Annotated in this window: 13 protein-coding genes and 1 tRNA gene; 11 read left to right on the top strand and 3 right to left on the bottom strand. The window is 61.8% G+C overall.

What is annotated here, in order from left to right:
- Nucleotides 1-136 precede the first annotated feature (136 nt).
- Together DLM46_RS24470 and DLM46_RS24465 are read right to left on the bottom strand one after the other, a co-directional pair.
- A complete protein-coding gene (locus DLM46_RS24470; protein WP_115104760.1) occupies nucleotides 137-1,006 on the bottom strand; it encodes a sulfurtransferase in 870 nt (289 codons plus the stop codon).
- A 179-nt stretch (nucleotides 1,007-1,185) separates the two neighbouring features.
- Nucleotides 1,186-2,292: an aromatic ring-hydroxylating oxygenase subunit alpha gene (locus tag DLM46_RS24465; RefSeq protein WP_115104758.1), complete on the bottom strand. Its 1,107-nt coding sequence runs from the start codon at nucleotides 2,290-2,292 to the stop codon at nucleotides 1,186-1,188.
- A 288-nt stretch (nucleotides 2,293-2,580) separates the two neighbouring features.
- Between DLM46_RS24465 and DLM46_RS24460 the strand changes: the two genes are divergently transcribed.
- The 4 genes from DLM46_RS24460 to folE2 all read left to right on the top strand — a co-directional run bounded on the left by DLM46_RS24460 (nucleotide 2,581) and on the right by folE2 (nucleotide 6,854).
- On the top strand, nucleotides 2,581-2,889 hold the full coding sequence (locus DLM46_RS24460; RefSeq protein WP_115104756.1) for an exodeoxyribonuclease VII small subunit: 309 nt from the start codon (nucleotides 2,581-2,583) through the stop codon (nucleotides 2,887-2,889).
- Entirely contained in the window at nucleotides 2,886-3,767 is an 882-nt protein-coding gene (locus tag DLM46_RS24455; RefSeq protein WP_115104754.1) for a polyprenyl synthetase family protein, read from the top strand. Before DLM46_RS24460 ends, DLM46_RS24455 begins: the two co-directional genes overlap by 4 nt.
- 86 nt (nucleotides 3,768-3,853) lie before the next feature.
- A complete protein-coding gene (dxs, locus tag DLM46_RS24450) occupies nucleotides 3,854-5,761 on the top strand; it encodes a 1-deoxy-D-xylulose-5-phosphate synthase (protein ID WP_115104978.1) in 1,908 nt (635 codons plus the stop codon).
- A gap of 286 nt (nucleotides 5,762-6,047) precedes the next feature.
- A complete protein-coding gene (gene folE2 / locus DLM46_RS24445) occupies nucleotides 6,048-6,854 on the top strand; it encodes a GTP cyclohydrolase FolE2 (RefSeq protein ID WP_115104751.1) in 807 nt (268 codons plus the stop codon).
- Nucleotides 6,855-6,932: 78 nt separating this feature from the next.
- Here the strand turns inward: folE2 and tsaD are convergent, their stop codons facing one another.
- Nucleotides 6,933-7,961 (bottom strand): tRNA (adenosine(37)-N6)-threonylcarbamoyltransferase complex transferase subunit TsaD, encoded by a 1,029-nt coding sequence (gene tsaD, locus DLM46_RS24440; RefSeq protein ID WP_115104748.1) that lies wholly within the window; start codon nucleotides 7,959-7,961, stop codon nucleotides 6,933-6,935.
- Between the two features lie 110 nt (nucleotides 7,962-8,071).
- Between tsaD and DLM46_RS24435 the strand changes: the two genes are divergently transcribed.
- From DLM46_RS24435 to DLM46_RS24405, 7 genes are all read left to right on the top strand, one after another.
- A complete protein-coding gene (locus DLM46_RS24435) occupies nucleotides 8,072-9,289 on the top strand; it encodes a BaiN/RdsA family NAD(P)/FAD-dependent oxidoreductase (protein ID WP_115104746.1) in 1,218 nt (405 codons plus the stop codon).
- Between the two features lie 68 nt (nucleotides 9,290-9,357).
- Nucleotides 9,358-9,570 carry a 30S ribosomal protein S21 gene (rpsU, locus tag DLM46_RS24430; protein WP_028196180.1) on the top strand — a complete coding sequence of 71 codons (213 nt, stop codon included), beginning with the start codon at nucleotides 9,358-9,360 and terminating at the stop codon, nucleotides 9,568-9,570.
- Nucleotides 9,571-9,796: 226 nt separating this feature from the next.
- Nucleotides 9,797-10,243, top strand: a complete 447-nt coding sequence (locus tag DLM46_RS24425) for a GatB/YqeY domain-containing protein (protein ID WP_115104743.1) — start codon at nucleotides 9,797-9,799, stop codon at nucleotides 10,241-10,243.
- 78 nt (nucleotides 10,244-10,321) lie between these two features.
- On the top strand, nucleotides 10,322-12,193 hold the full coding sequence (gene dnaG / locus DLM46_RS24420) for a DNA primase (RefSeq protein WP_115104741.1): 1,872 nt from the start codon (nucleotides 10,322-10,324) through the stop codon (nucleotides 12,191-12,193).
- 91 nt (nucleotides 12,194-12,284) lie between these two features.
- Nucleotides 12,285-14,696, top strand: coding sequence for an RNA polymerase sigma factor RpoD (rpoD, locus tag DLM46_RS24415; protein ID WP_115104739.1), 2,412 nt, complete (start codon nucleotides 12,285-12,287; stop codon nucleotides 14,694-14,696).
- 152 nt (nucleotides 14,697-14,848) lie between these two features.
- A tRNA-Ile gene (locus tag DLM46_RS24410) sits at nucleotides 14,849-14,936 on the top strand.
- Nucleotides 14,937-15,109: 173 nt separating this feature from the next.
- Entirely contained in the window at nucleotides 15,110-16,330 is a 1,221-nt protein-coding gene (locus tag DLM46_RS24405) for a tyrosine-type recombinase/integrase (RefSeq protein WP_208866320.1), read from the top strand.
- Nucleotides 16,331-17,011 lie beyond the last annotated feature (681 nt).

Genomic DNA, 17,011 nt, shown 5'->3' with positions numbered 1-17,011 from the left:
CGAGACTCCGATTCAGCGCGATCTAGCCGGGAGCCGATGCGTTCGGCTCGAAGAATGAGAAAGGCCGTTGCCGCTTTCCCGCGGCAACGGCCTTTTTACTAACGGTCACGCGCTCCGTAACGGTCCCGCGCTTCGCTTATGGATTCGGGCCGGTGGCAACCGGCCGCGCCGGATCGGAAGTCCATTCGCTCCATGACCCAGCGTACAACGCCGCGCCGTGCATGCCGGCGATCTCCATCGCGAGCGCGTTGACGCATGCCGTCACGCCCGAGCCGCATTGCAGCACGACGTGCTCCGGCGGCGTATCGGCCAGCAACGCATGGAACTCCTCGCGCAGCGTGTGCGCCGGCTTGAAGCGCGCATCCGCGGTGAAGTTGTCCTTGAAAAAGCGATTGAGCGCGCCGGGAATGTGGCCGCCGACGCGGTCGAGCGTTTCGTTTTCGCCGCGATAGCGATCCGGCGCGCGTGCATCGACCACGACGCGCTCCCGCGTGCCGAGATTGCGCTCGATCGCCTGGGCGTCGATCGTCACGGAGAGCGGCGCCGTGGCTTTGAAGTCGCCGGTGTTTTGCGCCGGCGCGTCTTGCGTCAGCGGCTGACCCGCGGCCTGCCAGGCTGGCAATCCACCGTCGAGCAACGCCACGGAATCGTGCCCCAGCCAACGCAGCAGCCACCAGGCACGGGCGGCGTACATGCCGCCTTGCGCGTCATAGGCGACCACTTGTTGACCCTGCTTCAGGCCGCGCGACTCGAGCGTTTCCACGAGGCGCACGCGGTCCGGCAACGGATGGCGGCCGTTGGTGCCGGTCTTGGGCCCCGACAGATCGCGATCGAGGTGGAGATAGTGGGCGCCGGGCAGGTGCCCGGCCGTATAGGCTTTTTCGCCCGCGTCGGTATCGGTCAGATCGAAGCTGCAATCGATGACGAACACGCTGCCCGGCGCAGCAGCAAGCCGTTCCGCGAGATTCGTCGCGGAAATCAGAGTGGTGTAGTGAGTGTGGGGCATGACGTCTCCTGATCGGGCGATTGCGGCGCTGGCGCGGCGGTTTGGCGCCGTTCGCTGATGGCCGAAACATGTTGTTAGTCTAAACAAAAAAAGACGGGCCGAAGCCCGTCTTTCCATGCTTTGAAGCTTACCGCGCGCCAACCGGATCATGCGCAGACCACACGCATACCGGTTGCGGCTCAGATCGCGCCCAGTTCGCGCCGCAAGAACTCGTGGAAGTGCTGCATGCCGTCTTCCATCGGGCTCTGATACGGGCCGACCTGCGATTCGCCGCGCTCCATCAGCGCGCGGCGGCCGGCGTCCATCCGTTCGGCGATTTCGTCGTCTTCGCTGGCCGTTTCCATATAGGCGGCACGTTCGGCTTCGACGAATTCGCGTTCGAACAGCGCGATTTCCTCAGGGTAATAGAACTCCACCACGTTGGTGGTTTTCTGCGGACCGCGCGGAATCAGCCATGACACGACCAGCACATGCGGATACCACTCGATCATGATGCCCGGGTAGTACACCATCCAGATGGCGCCGAACTCGGGCGGCTGGCCGTCGCGGAACCGCAGCACGGCGTCGTGCCATTTGCGGTAGGTCGGGCTGCCCGGCTGTTCGAGGTCCTTGTGCACGCCGACTGTCTGCACGCTGTACCAGTCGCCGAATTCCCACGTCAGATCGTCGCAATTGACGAAGCTGCCGAGGCCCGGATGGAATGGTGCGACGTGATAGTCCTCCAGATAGACCTCGATGAAGGTCTTCCAGTTGTAGTTGCACTCGTGCACTTCGACGTGATCGAACATGAAGCCCGAAAAATCGAAGTGTTGCCGGGTGCCGAGCCGCGCCAGATCGCGGGCGACGTCACGCCCCTGCGCTTCGAACAGCAGACCCTGCCAGTTCTGCAACGGCGTGCCGCCGAGATTCAGACAAGGGTTATCCGCAAAATGCGGTGCGCCGAGGAGCTGGCCGTTCAGGTCGTACGTCCAGCGGTGCAAGGGGCAGACGATGTTCTCCGTCTGGCCGCGGCCGTTGAGCATGATGGCCTGCCGGTGGCGGCACACGTTCGACAGCAATTCGATTTGCGACTGCTGGTTACGGACGAGCACACGCCCTTCGCTCTCGCTGGGCAAAGCAAAATAATTCCCCGCTTCCGGCACCATGAGTTCGTGCCCGACGTAGCGTGGACCTTTCTTGAAAAGGGTTTCGATTTCGCGCGTTAGAAGCGCTTCGTCAAAGTAAGCCGTGACTGGCAGCTGGCTGTGAACAGACCGCAACTGCAATGCATTGCTCAGATTGGACATTCCCACTCCCGATGAAGACGTGAAAGCAGTGAACAACCCAACCATCGAAGATTCGATTTAGGGAGCCCGAGATTATACCTGTTTACCCCTCCTCGGGGCGCTTAAGTGACTGATTTGGGTCAAAAATGTCAAGGAAGTTCGCGGTTTACGCCGCAGACCTACGGATATTTTTCTGCGAGACTGAGGGCCGGGCGCGGGAGCGCAAAGGCGGGGAGGCGGGGCGGCGAGCGGCTGGAAATGTCGCTTTTGCCGTAGAATGTCCGACTTGTTTTAATTTTGCGACTATTCATGGCGAAGACCGCATCGAAGGATACTGCTGCTGCATCTGCTGAAGGCGTCGATACCACGCCGCTGCCCGAGAGCTACGAGGCGGCTCAGGCGGAGCTGGAAGGGTTGGTCGCGCGAATGGAAGGCGGCAGTTTGAGCCTCGAAGAATCGCTCACCGCCTACCGGCGCGGCGCGGCCCTCGTGGCGTTTTGCCAGCAGCAGCTCGAGAAGGTCGAGCAGCAGGTGCGCGTGCTCGATGGCGAGACGCTCAAGCCGCTGCCCGTGAATAGCGCAGGCACAGCCGCTACAGAAAGCGGGGACGACCTATGACATTCGAACAATGGACGCGCTCGGCGCTTGAACGCGTCGAAGCGGCACTAGAACATTACTTGCCGACGGAAGCGACCGAGCCGGCGAAGCTGCACGAAGCCATGCGCTATGCGGTGCTGGGCGGCGGCAAGCGGGTTCGCCCGCTGCTGTGCCATGCGGCCGGCGAGCTGACCGGTGCGCGCGCCGAATGCCTCGACGCGGCGTCGGCGGCGCTGGAAATGATCCACGTCTATTCGCTCGTGCACGACGACATGCCGTGCATGGACGACGACGCGCTGCGCCGCGGCAAGCCCACGGTACACGTCAAATATGATGAAGCGACGGCATTGCTGGTTGGCGATGCGCTGCAATCGCAGGCTTTCATTGCGCTGACGTCGGACGTTCTGACCCCGGCGCAGCAGGCATCGCTGGTGCGGGAGCTGGCTGTCGCGAGCGGCTCGATCGGCATGTGCGGCGGCCAGGCAATCGATCTGGCGAGCGTCGGCCACACGCTGACGCGCGCGCAACTGGAAACCATGCACCGGCTGAAAACCGGTGCCTTGCTGCGTGCCGCGGTGCGCATGGGCGCGCTGGCGGGCGAAACGCCGGGCGCGGACGCCATGCGTTCGCTCGACGCGTATGCGGCCGCTGTCGGCCTCGCGTTTCAGGTCGTCGACGATATTCTCGACGTGACGACCGATTCCGCGACGCTCGGCAAGACAGCAGGTAAAGACGCGAAGGACGGCAAGCCGACCTACGTGTCGATTATTGGGCTTGACGCGTCGCGTGCGCTCGCAGCGCAACTGCGCACCGACGCCCACGCTGCGATCGCGCCGTTTGGCGCGCGAGCGCAGCGTCTTGCCGAATTGGCGGACCTGGTGGTGAACCGGGTCAGCTAAACGCGAAAGCCCGCCGCCGCGCACCTTCCGCTACGAGGTGCATGTATGAAGTGCGGGCGCGTAAGTTTTCCTACAATGGAACGACGATGTACGACTTGCTGAAAACCATCGACGACCCGGCTGCCCTGCGCCGCCTCGATCGCCGCCAATTGCAACCGCTTGCCGACGAGTTGCGTGCTTTCGTGCTCGACAGCGTATCGCAGACGGGCGGCCATCTCTCGTCCAACCTCGGCACGGTCGAGTTGACCATTGCGCTGCATTACGTGTTCGACACGCCGCGTGACCGGATCGTCTGGGACGTCGGCCATCAAACCTATCCGCACAAGATCCTGACGGGCCGCCGCGACCAGATGCACACTCTGCGGCAGCTCGGCGGCATCTCGGGCTTCCCGAAGCGCGACGAGTCGGAATACGACACCTTCGGCACCGCGCACTCCAGCACGTCGATCTCCGCCGCGCTCGGCATGGCGATCGCCAGCAAGCTGCAGGGCGAGAATCGCATGGGCATCGCCGTGATCGGCGACGGAGCGATGACCGCCGGCATGGCCTTCGAGGCGCTGAACAACGCCGGCGTCGAAGACGACGTGCCGCTGCTGGTCATCCTGAACGACAACGACATGTCGATATCGCCGCCGGTCGGCGCGCTGAATCGCCATCTGGCGCGTCTGATGTCGGGCCGCTTCTACGCCGCCGCGCGTGCGGGCGTCGAACGCGTGCTGCGCGTCGCGCCGCCCATGCTGGATCTCGCCCGCAAGCTCGAAGAGCACGCGAAGGGCATGATCGTGCCGGCCACGCTGTTCGAAGAGTTCGGCTTCAACTATATCGGCCCGATCGACGGTCACGACCTCGATTCGCTGATCCCGACGCTGCAAAACATCAAGGAACTGCGCGGCCCGCAATTCCTGCACGTCGTCACGAAGAAAGGTCAGGGCTACAAGCTGGCCGAGGCCGATCCGGTGCTGTACCACGGACCGGGCAAGTTCAATCCGGCCGAAGGCATCAAGCCCGCGACCACGCCGTCGAAGAAGACCTATACCCAGGTGTTCGGCGAATGGCTGTGCGACGCTGCCGAACTGGACGCGCGCGTAATCGGCATTACGCCGGCCATGCGTGAAGGCTCGGGCATGGTCGAGTTCGAAAAGCGCTTCCCGGACCGGTATTTCGACGTCGGTATCGCCGAGCAGCACGCGGTGACCTTCGCCGGGGGCCTGGCTGCGGACGGCATGAAGCCGGTCGTCGCGATCTACTCGACCTTCCTGCAACGCGCTTACGATCAGCTGATTCACGACGTCGCGCTGCAAAATCTGCCGGTGGTGTTCGCCATCGACCGCGCGGGTCTGGTCGGCGCGGACGGCGCCACGCACGCGGGTGCGTACGATCTGGCGTTCCTGCGCTGCATCCCGAACATGACTGTGATGGCCGCGTCGGACGAAAACGAATGCCGCCAGATGCTCTACACCGCTTTGCAGCAGCCGAACCCGACGGCGGTGCGTTATCCGCGTGGCGCCGGTGCCGGTGTGGCGACGGTCAAGCAGATGGCCGCGTTGCCGCTCGGAAAGGGCGAGATTCGCCGTGAAACGTCGCAGCAGGCCGGCAATCGGATCGCGATTCTCGCGTTCGGCACGATGGTTGCGCCGTCGCTGGCGGCCGCGGAGCAACTGGATGCGACCGTTGCCAACATGCGCTTCGTCAAACCGCTGGACGCGGATCTGGTCCGCGAGCTGGCCGAAACGCACGACGCTATCGTCACAGTCGAAGAAGGCTGCGTGATGGGTGGCGCGGGCTCGGCTTGCGTTGAAGCCCTGCTCGAGAGTGGGGTTATGCGACCCGTACTACAATTGGGCCTCCCGGATCGGTTCATCGATCATGGGGATCCGGCCAAACTGCTCGCCCAATGCGGTCTGGACAGCGCGGGCATTGCCAGGTCGATCCGCGAGCGCTTTCTGTCGAGCAGCTCGGCCGCCGGTCAGTCGTCGGTGAAGCGAGTCGCGTAATTTCGCTGCCGCTCGCTGTGCCGCCGCGATGCTATGGCGGCCATAGCAATCTCCAACTTGAATCGATGGACGTTCGGGTCCATCATCCAGCGCCGGCAGAGGCCGGCGTTTGGCGTCGCGCGCTCTGATCCGCACGGCCGCTGAGAGCCCCCAACCTGTCGCTTCGCGACAGCCATCGAGGGCGGGCAATCCCTCAATTCCCCAAGCGGAGTTCCTTCGGGGCGGGGGACTTCCTGCGGAGCGGAAAACGTGGGGCGGCCCGGCGTTTTCTTGAAAGGACAAGAATATGAACCAGATGAACCCCGCCTTTGTGATGCCCGACGTGCAAAGCACGCCCGATACGCGTCAGATCCCGATTCAGCGCGTCGGCGTCAAGGCAGTGCGTCATCCGCTGACGGTGCGCACGCAAGGCGGCGACGTGCAGCCGACGGTGGGTACGTGGAACCTCGACGTGCATCTGCCGGCTGATCAGAAGGGCACGCACATGTCGCGCTTCGTCGCGCTGCTCGAAGAGAACAAGGCGCCGCTCGAACCGGCAAGCTTGCGCACGATGCTGGCCTCGATGCTCGAAAAGCTCGAAGCCGAGGCGGGCCGCATCGAGGTGTCATTCCCTTACTTCGTGAACAAGACCGCGCCGGTGTCGGGCGTGCAAAGCCTGCTGGACTACGAAGTGACGCTGACGGGCGAGACCCGTCATGGCGCGACGCGTCTGTTCCTCAAGGTGCTGGTGCCGGTCACGAGCCTGTGCCCGTGCTCGAAGAAGATCTCGCAGTACGGCGCGCACAATCAGCGTTCGCACGTCACGATCAATGCCGAGCTCGCAGGCGACGTCGCGGTGGAAGAACTGATTCGCATCGCTGAAGAAGAAGCTTCGTGCGAACTGTGGGGCTTGCTGAAGCGCCCGGATGAGAAATTCGTCACCGAGCGTGCGTATGAAAATCCCAAGTTCGTCGAAGATCTGGTGCGCGACGTCGCGCAGCGTCTGAATGCCAATGAGCGGATCGTTGCATATGTGCTCGAGGCCGAGAACTTCGAATCGATTCACAATCACAGCGCGTATGCGGTGATCGAGCGGGATAAGCGGGCCGCTTGATAGCGCTCGCCAGCCTTGCTTGCTTCGATAAAAAAACCGCTTTCGAAGCGGTTTTTTTATTGCATCTCGTGGTGAGGCTCAGCGGGCGAGGGACGTCAGATCCCAGCGCGGCTTGACCGTGAACGCGTAGTCTTTGCCCGCTTGATCGGGCCAGCGTTGAAGCCTCAAAGCACCGGCCAGCGCGATCATCGCGCCGTTGTCCGTGCACAGCGACAAGTCGGGGTAGTGCACATAGAAATTGCGCTTTTTGGCTGCGGCGGAAAGCGCATCACGCAGTTGCCGGTTCGCGCCTACGCCGCCTGCTACCACGAGCCGGTTGAGCTTGGTCCGCTTGAGGGCGGCCAGCGATTTTGCCGCCAGCACCTCGACGGCTGCGTCCACGAAGCCGCGCGCCAGATCCGCCTTCGCTTGCTCGCAGATGTTCGCGCCGCCGAGCTTTTTCGCTTGCGTGAGAACGGCGGTCTTCAGGCCGCTGAAGCTGAAATCGAGGTCGCCGGAGTGCAGCATCGGACGTGGCAGGACGACCGCGCCGGGCGTACCGAACTCCGCCATCCGCGAGACTTCCGGTCCGCCCGGATAGCCGAGGCCGAGCAGCTTGGCGGTTTTGTCGAACGCTTCGCCGGCGGCGTCGTCCAGCGTTTCGCCGAGCGTCTCGTAGACGCCTACCTCTGTCACGCGCATCAATTGCGTATGACCACCCGAAACAAGCAGCGCGACAAATGGGAACGGCGGCGGCTCATCCACCAGCAACGGTGACAGCAGGTGCCCTTCGAGATGGTGGATGCCGATGGTCGGCTTGTCCCATGCCATGGCCAGCGAATTGGCGACGCTCGCGCCGACCAGCAGCGCGCCGGCGAGCCCCGGCCCTTGCGTATACGCGATCGCGTCGATGTCGCCGCGCGCCGCGCCGGAGCGCTCCAGCACCTCTTCGAGCAAGGGCAGCGCGCGACGAATATGATCGCGCGAAGCCAGCTCAGGCACCACGCCGCCATATTCCCGGTGCATCGCGATTTGCGAATGCAGCGCGTGCGCGAGCAGGCCGCGCTCTGTGTCGTAGAGCGCGAGTCCGGTTTCGTCGCAGGAGCTTTCGATGCCGAGAACGAGCATGATGGGCGGGCTTGGACGGACGCCTGGGTGCGCCCGAAAGTGAAAAGGCAAGCCTGAAAGTATAGCAGTGCGGGCAAAGGGCCGCAGAGGCGCAGGTACAATGCGGCCCCATGGAATCCTTCGATATCGCGGTGATCGGCGCAGGCGCGGCCGGCATGATGTGCGCGGCGGTGGCCGGGCAGCTCGGCCGCCGCGTGGTGCTGATCGACCACTCGCAACGCCTCGCGGAAAAAATCCGCATTTCCGGCGGTGGCCGCTGCAACTTCACGAATCTGTACGCGGGGCCGGCCAATTATTTGTCAGCGAACCCCCACTATTGCCGCTCGGCCTTGGCGCGCTATACGCCGCGCGATTTCATGGCGCTGCTCAAGCGGCATCACGTGACGTGGCACGAGAAGCACAAAGGCCAGCTGTTCTGCGACCAGTCGAGCGACGCCGTCATCAATGTGCTCAAGAGCGAGTGCGACACCGGCCGCGTGGCGTGGCGCGCGCCGCTCGCAGTCGAGCAGGTGAGGCAGGGCGCCGAAAGCGGCTTCACACTGGATACACAGTCGGGTCCCATTGCCACGCGCGCCTTGGTGATTGCGACCGGCGGCTTGTCGATCCCCAAAATCGGCGCGACGGACTTCGCCTACCGGCTCGCCAAGCAATTCGGCCACAAGCTGATCGACACGCGCCCCGCGCTCGTTCCACTGACGTTCGCCGCGGCCGACTGGGAGCCGTTTGCGGCGCTGTCCGGCGTGTCGCTGGAAGTCCAGCTCGCAACCGGCAACAAAAAGACCGGTGCCGAGTTCAACGAAGATCTGCTGCTCACCCATCGCGGCTTGTCCGGACCGGGCGTGCTGCAAATTTCGAGCTACTGGCAGCCTGGCGAGCCCATCCATATCAATCTGCTTCCCGAACAGGACGCGAGCACCGCGTTGCTGGAAGCGAAAACCAGCACGAAGCGCCAGATCGCCAACCTGCTGTCGGAATGGGTGCCGCAGCGGCTCGCTCACGCCTGGTTGGAAACCCACCAGATTTCCGCCGAAGCCCGCGTCGCCGATCTGCCGGACAAGACGCTGCGCCGCATCGGTGAGGCTTTGTCGCGCTGGACGCTCACTCCGAACGGCACCGAAGGCTACCGCAAAGCCGAAGTGACGCGCGGCGGCGTCGATACGCGCGATCTTTCGTCCTCGACGATGATGAGCGCCCGCGCGCCGGGCCTCTACTTCATCGGCGAGGCGGTCGACGTGACCGGCTGGCTCGGCGGCTATAACTTTCAGTGGGCGTGGGCGTCGGGCGTGGCGGCCGGCCAGGCCGCCGCAGAGTATGCTAGAGGGGCTTGACGGCGCGCTACCTTTGTGAGAAAGCTCTGCTATACTCCTGAACCTTTACAAAGTTCCGTTATTGAAAAATGACGACCATCCGCGTAAAAGACAACGAGCCGTTTGAAGTCGCCATGCGCCGCTTCAAGCGCACGATGGAAAAAAACGGGCTGCTGACGGAACTGCGCGCACGCGAGTTTTACGAAAAGCCCACGGCGGAACGGAAACGTAAGAAAGCGGCAGCGGTGAAGCGCCATTTCAAACGTCTACGTGGCCAGATGCTGCCAAAGAAGTTCTACTGATTCTGGCGTTGCCGCGGTTCCCGTCGAAACGGAGCGGCGACATCCAACCGGTGACTGCACAGCATGTGCTATCACGGAAAACACGGCCCCTTCGGGCCAGCCGGCAGGGTCGCATCCACTACGCGAATTTGCGCCAACCCGCTTGAGGAAGCAGTCCCAAGCGGGTTTTTGTGTTGATGCAGATGGCCTCGCCGGTCTTTCAATTTCCAACGCATTCAGGTGAGTGATGAGTCTCAAGGATCGGATCAACGACGACATGAAAGCCGCCATGCGGGCGCGTGAAACCGAGCGTCTCGGCACCGTCCGCCTGTTGCTCGCCGCGATCAAGCAGCGCGAAGTCGACGAGCGCATCACACTCGACGACGCCGCGATCACGGCCGTCGTCGACAAGATGATCAAGCAGCGCAAAGACTCGATCAGCCAGTTCGAAGCCGCAGGCCGCACGGACCTGGCCGACAAGGAAAAGGCGGAGCTGGCGATTCTGTCCGCTTACATGCCGGCACAGATGTCCGAGGCGGAGATCGTCGCTGAAGTTCAGGCCGCGGTCGCGCAAACCGGCGCGACCGGTCCGCAAGACATGGGCAAGGTGATGGGCGTGCTCAAGCCGAAACTGGCCGGCCGCGCCGACATGACCGCCGTCTCGGCGCAGGTCAAAGCCGCACTCGCGAAGTAAATCCTGTATGTCCGGCCTGCGCGCTCCGTCGCTCGACGGGGTGCGCAGCTTTGAGCTTTTCAGGTAGCGTCATTCACTGTGATTCCACCGTCATTCCTGCAGGACTTGCTCAACCGCGTCGATATCGTCGACGTGGTCGGCCGGTATGTGCAGTTGAAAAAAGGCGGCGCGAACTTCATGGGGCTGTGCCCGTTTCACAACGAGAAAAGTCCTTCGTTTACGGTTAGTCCGACTAAGCAGTTCTATCACTGCTTTGGCTGCGGCGCGCATGGCACGGCCATCGGGTTTCTGATGGAACACGTCGGCTCGACCTTCCCCGAGGCGGTCAACGAACTGGCCCAGTCGGTTGGTTTGACCGTGCCGAATGAACCTTCGCCGGGATATGGCGGTGGCGGCGGCTCCGGCGGCTATGCGCCGGCGGCTTCCAGGGCGGTCACCACGGCGCTGTCCGACGTCATGCAAACCGCCTGCGACTTTTACCGCAAGCAGTTGCGCAGCGCGCCAGTCGCGATTCAGTATCTGAAGAAGCGCGGCCTGACCGGCGAGATCGCGGCCCGTTTTGGGCTCGGCTACGCACCTGACGGCTGGCAAAACCTGGAAGCTGCGTTCCCGAATTATCGGGACGATTCGCTGGTCGAATCTGGCCTTGTGATTGTCAGCGAGAAGTCCGACGCGCAGGGTCAGAATCGCAGGTACGACCGCTTTCGCGAGCGGATCATGTTCCCGATACGCAATGTGAAGGGGCAGGTGATCGGCTTCGGCGGGCGCGTGCTGGACGGTGGCGAACCGAAATATTTGAATTCCCCGGAAACGCCTCTATTTAACAAAGGCAGCGAGCTGTACGGCCTGTTCGAGGCGCGGCTGGCGATTCGCGAGCAGCACTATGTGCTTGTGGTCGAAGGGTATATGGATGTGGTCGCGCTGGCTCAATTGGGGTTTCAGAACGCGGTCGCCACGCTCGGCACAGCTTGCACGCCGATTCATGTGCAGAAACTGATGCGCCAGACCGACACGGTCATCTTCAGTTTCGACGGCGATTCGGCTGGTCGCCGGGCGGCGCGCCGTGCGCTGGACGCCTGCCTGCCGCATGCCGCGGACAACCGGACCATCCGCTTCCTTTTTTTGCCGTCCGAGCACGATCCGGACAGCTACGTGCGCGAATTCGGCACTGAGGCGTTCGCCGAGCAGGTCGAACGGGCCATGCCGCTGTCGCAGTTCATGCTGAACGAGGTGCTGACCGGCAAGGAGCTGGATCAGCCCGAAGGCAAGGCCCGCGCGCTGTTCGACGCCAAGCCGCTGCTGCAGGCGCTGCCGGCCAACGCCTTGCGCGCACAGATCATGCATATGTTCGCCGACCGGCTCGATGTGCCGTTCGACGAAGTGGCAGCGCTGTGCGAGGTCGATGCCCGGATTGCGGCGGCCGCCCGTTCGGCGCCGGCGCGCAAGGACCGGCGCAGCGTGACCGGGATCGAGGAAAAAACGCTGCGCAATCTGGTCATGCATCCGCGGACTGTCGCCATGCTCGACGAGGAGGCCGAACAGGCGCTTCTGACAGTTACGCGGCACGGCGAGTTGTTCGAAGAAGTCACCACGCATGCGCGCGCGCTGGGCGATTCGGCGGAGTTTCAGCTGCTGTCCGACCTATTGCGAAACGGCGCAAACGCCCCAACTTTCGAGGAAATCTTTCGCAAAATTCTAGACTATGATGAAAACGTCCGGGATTTGCTGCTGAAGGACCCGGAAGATGCGACCGTCATCGAGGAGCGGCGCGAGCAGGAGCGGATCGTGGGAGAGGAGCTGAAAGCGGCGATCCTGAAGATGCGGTACGACGCCTACTGCGATCGCCTCGAGCAGCTTTCGCGGCAATCCCGGCATACGCCGGAGGAGTTTGCGGAGCTCTCGGAGCTGAATCAGAAGCGGGCCGAGATGAAGCGCCAGCTCGGGCTGTAGGCGGGAAGGGCGGAACCTAGGTGCTATAATAAAAGGTTTCTAGCGGTTTGTTTTCTAAAGGTTTTCCTAGCAAAGGCGAAAAGGCGATGCGATGGCAAAGACGACAGACGGAACTACAGGCGGAACTACGGGCGGAAAGAAAGCGACGGGCACGAGCTCCGGGGAGCAGGCCAGAAAGGTCACCGAGGCCAGGTTAGTTTCTTCTGCCAGAAAAGCGTCTGCCGTCAGTGTCACACCTGCTGCCGGGAAGAAATCTTCGACCTCTTCCGCTGCGCGAGCGGAGCCGGTCAGGGCGGCGAAAGCTGCACAACCGGCCACGAAACGGCCGAGTGCCAGAAGCGCAAGGGAAGCGGCTGCCGCGCAGGACGATGCGGCAGTGCGCGAGACTCCAGTATCCACGGTTCAACCGGCTGTTGTCCACCAGCCGCGAGTCGAGACTACAGCCGGTACGGCGAACTCCATGACGAAAAAGCTGAACGAAGTACCCGTCGATGACGACGCAACCCAGAGCGAAGATGCCCCTGCCGCCGTTCCGGGCAAAGTTGAAAAGGTCAAGGCACGTGATCGTCGCGCGAAGGAAAAAGCGCTGCTGAAGGACGCGTTCGCGTCGTCGCAGCCCGGCACCGTCGAGGAACTTGAAGAGCGCCGCTCGAAGCTGCGCGCGCTGATCAAGCTCGGCAAGGAGCGCGGCTTCCTCACGTACGCTGAAATCAACGACCACCTCCCGGATAACTTCACCGAGACCGAGGCGATCGAAGGCATCATCAGCACGTTCAATGACATGGGCGTGGCCGTGTACGAGCAGGCGCCGGATGCCGAAACGCTGCTGCTGAACGACAATGCGCCGGCGGCTTCTTCGGATGACGAAGTGGAAGAAGAGGCGGAAGTTGCGCTGTCCACCGTCGACTCCGAATTCGGCCGCACTACCGATCCCGTCCGCATGTACATGCGTGAAATGGGTACGGTCGAGCTGCTCACGCGCGAAGGCGAAATCGAAATCGCGAAGCGGATTGAAGACGGCCTGAAGCACATGGTGATGGCCATCTCCGCATGCCCGACCACGATCGCCGACATTCTCGCCATGGCTGAACGCGTCGCGAACGAGGAAATCCGCATCGACGAACTGGTCGACGGCCTGATCGACGCCAACGCGGAAGATGCGGACGGCTTCTCCGAGCAGGAAGCGGAAGCGATCGAAAGCGAAGACGAAGAAGTCGACGAGGACGAAGAAGAGGACGAGGAAGAAGACGACGGCACCGCGCAGGCTACCGCCAACGCAGCGCAGATGGAAGCGCTCAAGCGCGCGTCGCTCGAGAAGTTCGCCCTCATCAGCGAATGGTTCGACAAGATGCGTCGCGCGTTCGAGAAGGAAGGCTACAAGTCGAAGTCTTACCTGAAGGCGCAGGAAACGATCCAGAACGAACTGATGACGATCCGCTTCACCGCGCGTACGGTCGAGCGTCTGTGCGACACGCTGCGCGCGCAAGTGGACGAAGTGCGTCAGGTCGAGCGTCAGATTCTGCACACGGTGGTCGACAAGTGCGGCATGCCGCGCGCCGAGTTCATCGCGCGTTTCCCGGGCAGCGAGACGGATCTCGAATGGGCTGACAAGATCGTCGGCGAAGGTCATGCGTATAGCGCGATCCTCACGCGGAATATTCCGGCGATTCGCGAGCAACAACAGCGTCTGCTGGACTTGCAAGCGCGCGTCGTGCTGCCGCTGAAGGACCTGAAGGAAACCAACCGTCAGATGGCGGCCGGCGAACTGAAGGCGCGTCAGGCAAAGCGTGAAATGACCGAGGCGAACTTGCGTCTCGTGATCTCGATTGCGAAGAAGTACACCAACCGTGGTCTGCAGTTCCTCGACCTGATTCAGGAAGGCAACATTGGCTTGATGAAGGCGGTGGACAAGTTCGAATATCGTCGCGGCTACAAGTTCTCCACGTACGCAACGTGGTGGATCCGTCAGGCCATTACGCGTTCGATCGCCGACCAGGCGCGTACGATCCGGATTCCGGTTCATATGATCGAGACGATCAACAAGATGAACCGCATCTCGCGTCAGATTCTGCAGGAAACCGGTCTCGAGCCGGATCCGGCAACGCTGGCCGAGAAGATGGAAATGCCGGAAGACAAGATCCGCAAGATCATGAAGATCGCGAAGGAGCCGATCTCGATGGAAACGCCGATCGGTGACGACGACGATTCGCATCTGGGCGACTTCATCGAAGATACGAACACGGTCGCGCCGGCCGACGCCGCATTGCACGCCAGCATGCGCGATGTCGTGAAGGACGTGCTCGACTCGTTGACGCCGCGCGAAGCGAAGGTGCTGCGCATGCGTTTCGGTATCGAGATGAGCACCGACCACACGCTCGAAGAAGTCGGCAAGCAGTTCGATGTGACGCGTGAACGGATCCGTCAGATCGAGGCGAAGGCGCTGCGCAAGCTGCGTCACCCGAGCCGTTCGGACAAGCTGAAGTCGTTCCTCGAAGGGAATTGATCGAAGCTGGCGGGTCGCGGCAAATGATGTAGTGGTTTGAAGGGGCCTTCCGGTTGTTTCGCATAAGCGAAGCGGTTGCGAAGGTCCCTTTTTCGTGTAGTATGTCGGCCAATCACCGAACAGGCCCGGCCTTCAGACCGGGTCTTTTTCTTGGGCCGGACGCCGTGCTGGTTGCAGGCAGCGGACTCATAATCCGCCTCCGAAAGGACATCGTGGGTTCGAATCCCACCCGGCCCACCATTCGCTGTTCCAGCGTGTTCCCAGACGTTCTGTCCGAATCTCTCAAATCCTTGATGGGCGGGCGCTTTTGCTCATTCTTCATGCTCAAGACGGTTGTTAGATTCCGTTGACTTCTATCGTTTTGCAGAGGTAACTTTGGGGGTAACTCGATGCCACAAAGAGGAGTTACCCCCATGCCCTTTTCAGACGCCGCGATTCGCAACGCCAAGGCTGGCCCCAGGCCGACGAAGTTGTCGGATGGTGGCGGCCTCTTCCTGCTACTCAACCCGAACGGTTCGCGTTGGTGGAGGTTTAAATATCGTTTTGGTGGCAAGGAGAAGCTGATTTCTCTTGGCACCTATCCGGATGTACCGTTGAAGGACGCGCGCGAGCGGCGCGATGATGCTCGTAGAAAGCTCGCTGCTGGATATGATCCGGGCGAGGCACGTAAGGCTCAGAAGACTGCGGCAGCAGACAGGGCCGCCAACAGCTTCGAGGTCGTGGCGCGCGAATGGTTCGGGCTGACTAAAGAGAAGTGGGAAAGCGAATACGCGGACCTTGTTCTCCATCGACTCGAGCGTGATATGTTCCCGTGGCTTGGCGGTCGTCCGATTGCGGAGATTACGCCTCTGGAATTGCTGACGGTTTTGCGACGGATCGAACAACGTGGCGCGATCGATCTTACGCATCGTGCGTTGCAGAAATGCGGCCAGATCTTCAGGTATGCAGTAGTCACTCGCCGGGCCACACGGGATCCAACAACGGATCTTCGCGACGCACTCAAACCTGCGCAGAAACGGCATCACGCGTCGATCCAGGATCCCAAGGCGGTGGGAGAGTTGGTGCGCGCGATTCGGGATTACATGGGAGCGTTCGAGACGCGGTGTGCCTTGTTGCTTGGCATGTTGACGTTTGTCCGCCCTGGAGAATTGCGAAAGGCCGAGTGGTCGGAGTTCGACTGTGAACAAGCAGAATGGCGGATTCCTGCATCTCGGATGAAGATGAAGGAACAACACATCGTTCCTCTTTCCACGCAATCGCTTGCAGTGTTGAAGGAACTCCGTTCAGTGACGGGGCATGGGCGCTATTTGTTTCCCAGTATCCGGACAAGCACGCGACCAATGAGCGAGAACACGGTCAACGCGGCTCTCCGTAGACTCGGATACACACGTGAGGAGATGACGGGTCATGGTTTTCGAAGCACGGCTTCGACCTTGTTGAACGAACTGGGATGGCCTTCCGACGCTATCGAGCGGCAGTTGTCTCATGGCGAGCGAGATGAGGTGCGCGGAGCTTATAACTTTGCCGAATACTTGGCAGTGCGAAGAAAGATGATTCAGGCTTGGGCTGATCATCTTGATGCATTGGAACGCGGTGCGAGGGTTGTTCGAACGCAATTCCCAAGAGCGAGCTAGCATCTGACTTGGACAGCCGGTGACCGCATTTGCATTAAGAGTATTGACCGGCGGAACGTCATCCGTATGGGGTGCAGGTGGTCGGAGGGGGGAAATTACGGGCGGCATTGACAGACGTGAAATCTGTTCGGAAATCGACCGCTTCTTGTTGATTGAGAAACGATTCGCCGCCTTATTGTGTTTCGGGAAACCGACGCTGCTGGGTATCAGCAAGTCAGTATGACTCCCGTTCGGCAAGGCTGTCGTTCGCTACGTCGCCAACAAGGGCGATGCGTTCTCGGACTGGCTTTATCGCCTGCTGGAGCTACGTCACAAGAACATCGCCGTGATGGAATGGCAGTGGCCAACAGGAATGCCCGAATCGTCTGGCACTGCTCGCACAAGGTCGTATGTTCCGATCGGATTACGCGCCGTCTAGAGCCGACGCATAATCCGATCGGGTAGAGGTTCCCCCCAAGAGGTTGCTCGGGCAGTCATGACGTGATGGCAAGATAGGTTGGACCGGGATCGGAATACTCTTCCCTGCCACAGGCGCTTCGAGCGCGAGGTGGTGATTAGAACCCGATCGGCAAATTCCATCAGGGACAGAGGCGCCGTACTCGCCCCGCAACAGTCCGGATGTATGGTCGCAATCTCAATTATCGACCCATTACCAATGAGGGCCTGGCAAAACGGGGGCGT

Origin of the sequence: Paraburkholderia lacunae (assembly GCF_003353175.1) — a bacterium.
GTDB classification, from domain to species: domain Bacteria; phylum Pseudomonadota; class Gammaproteobacteria; order Burkholderiales; family Burkholderiaceae; genus Paraburkholderia; species Paraburkholderia lacunae.
This window is presented reverse-complemented; position numbering and strand designations above follow the sequence as displayed.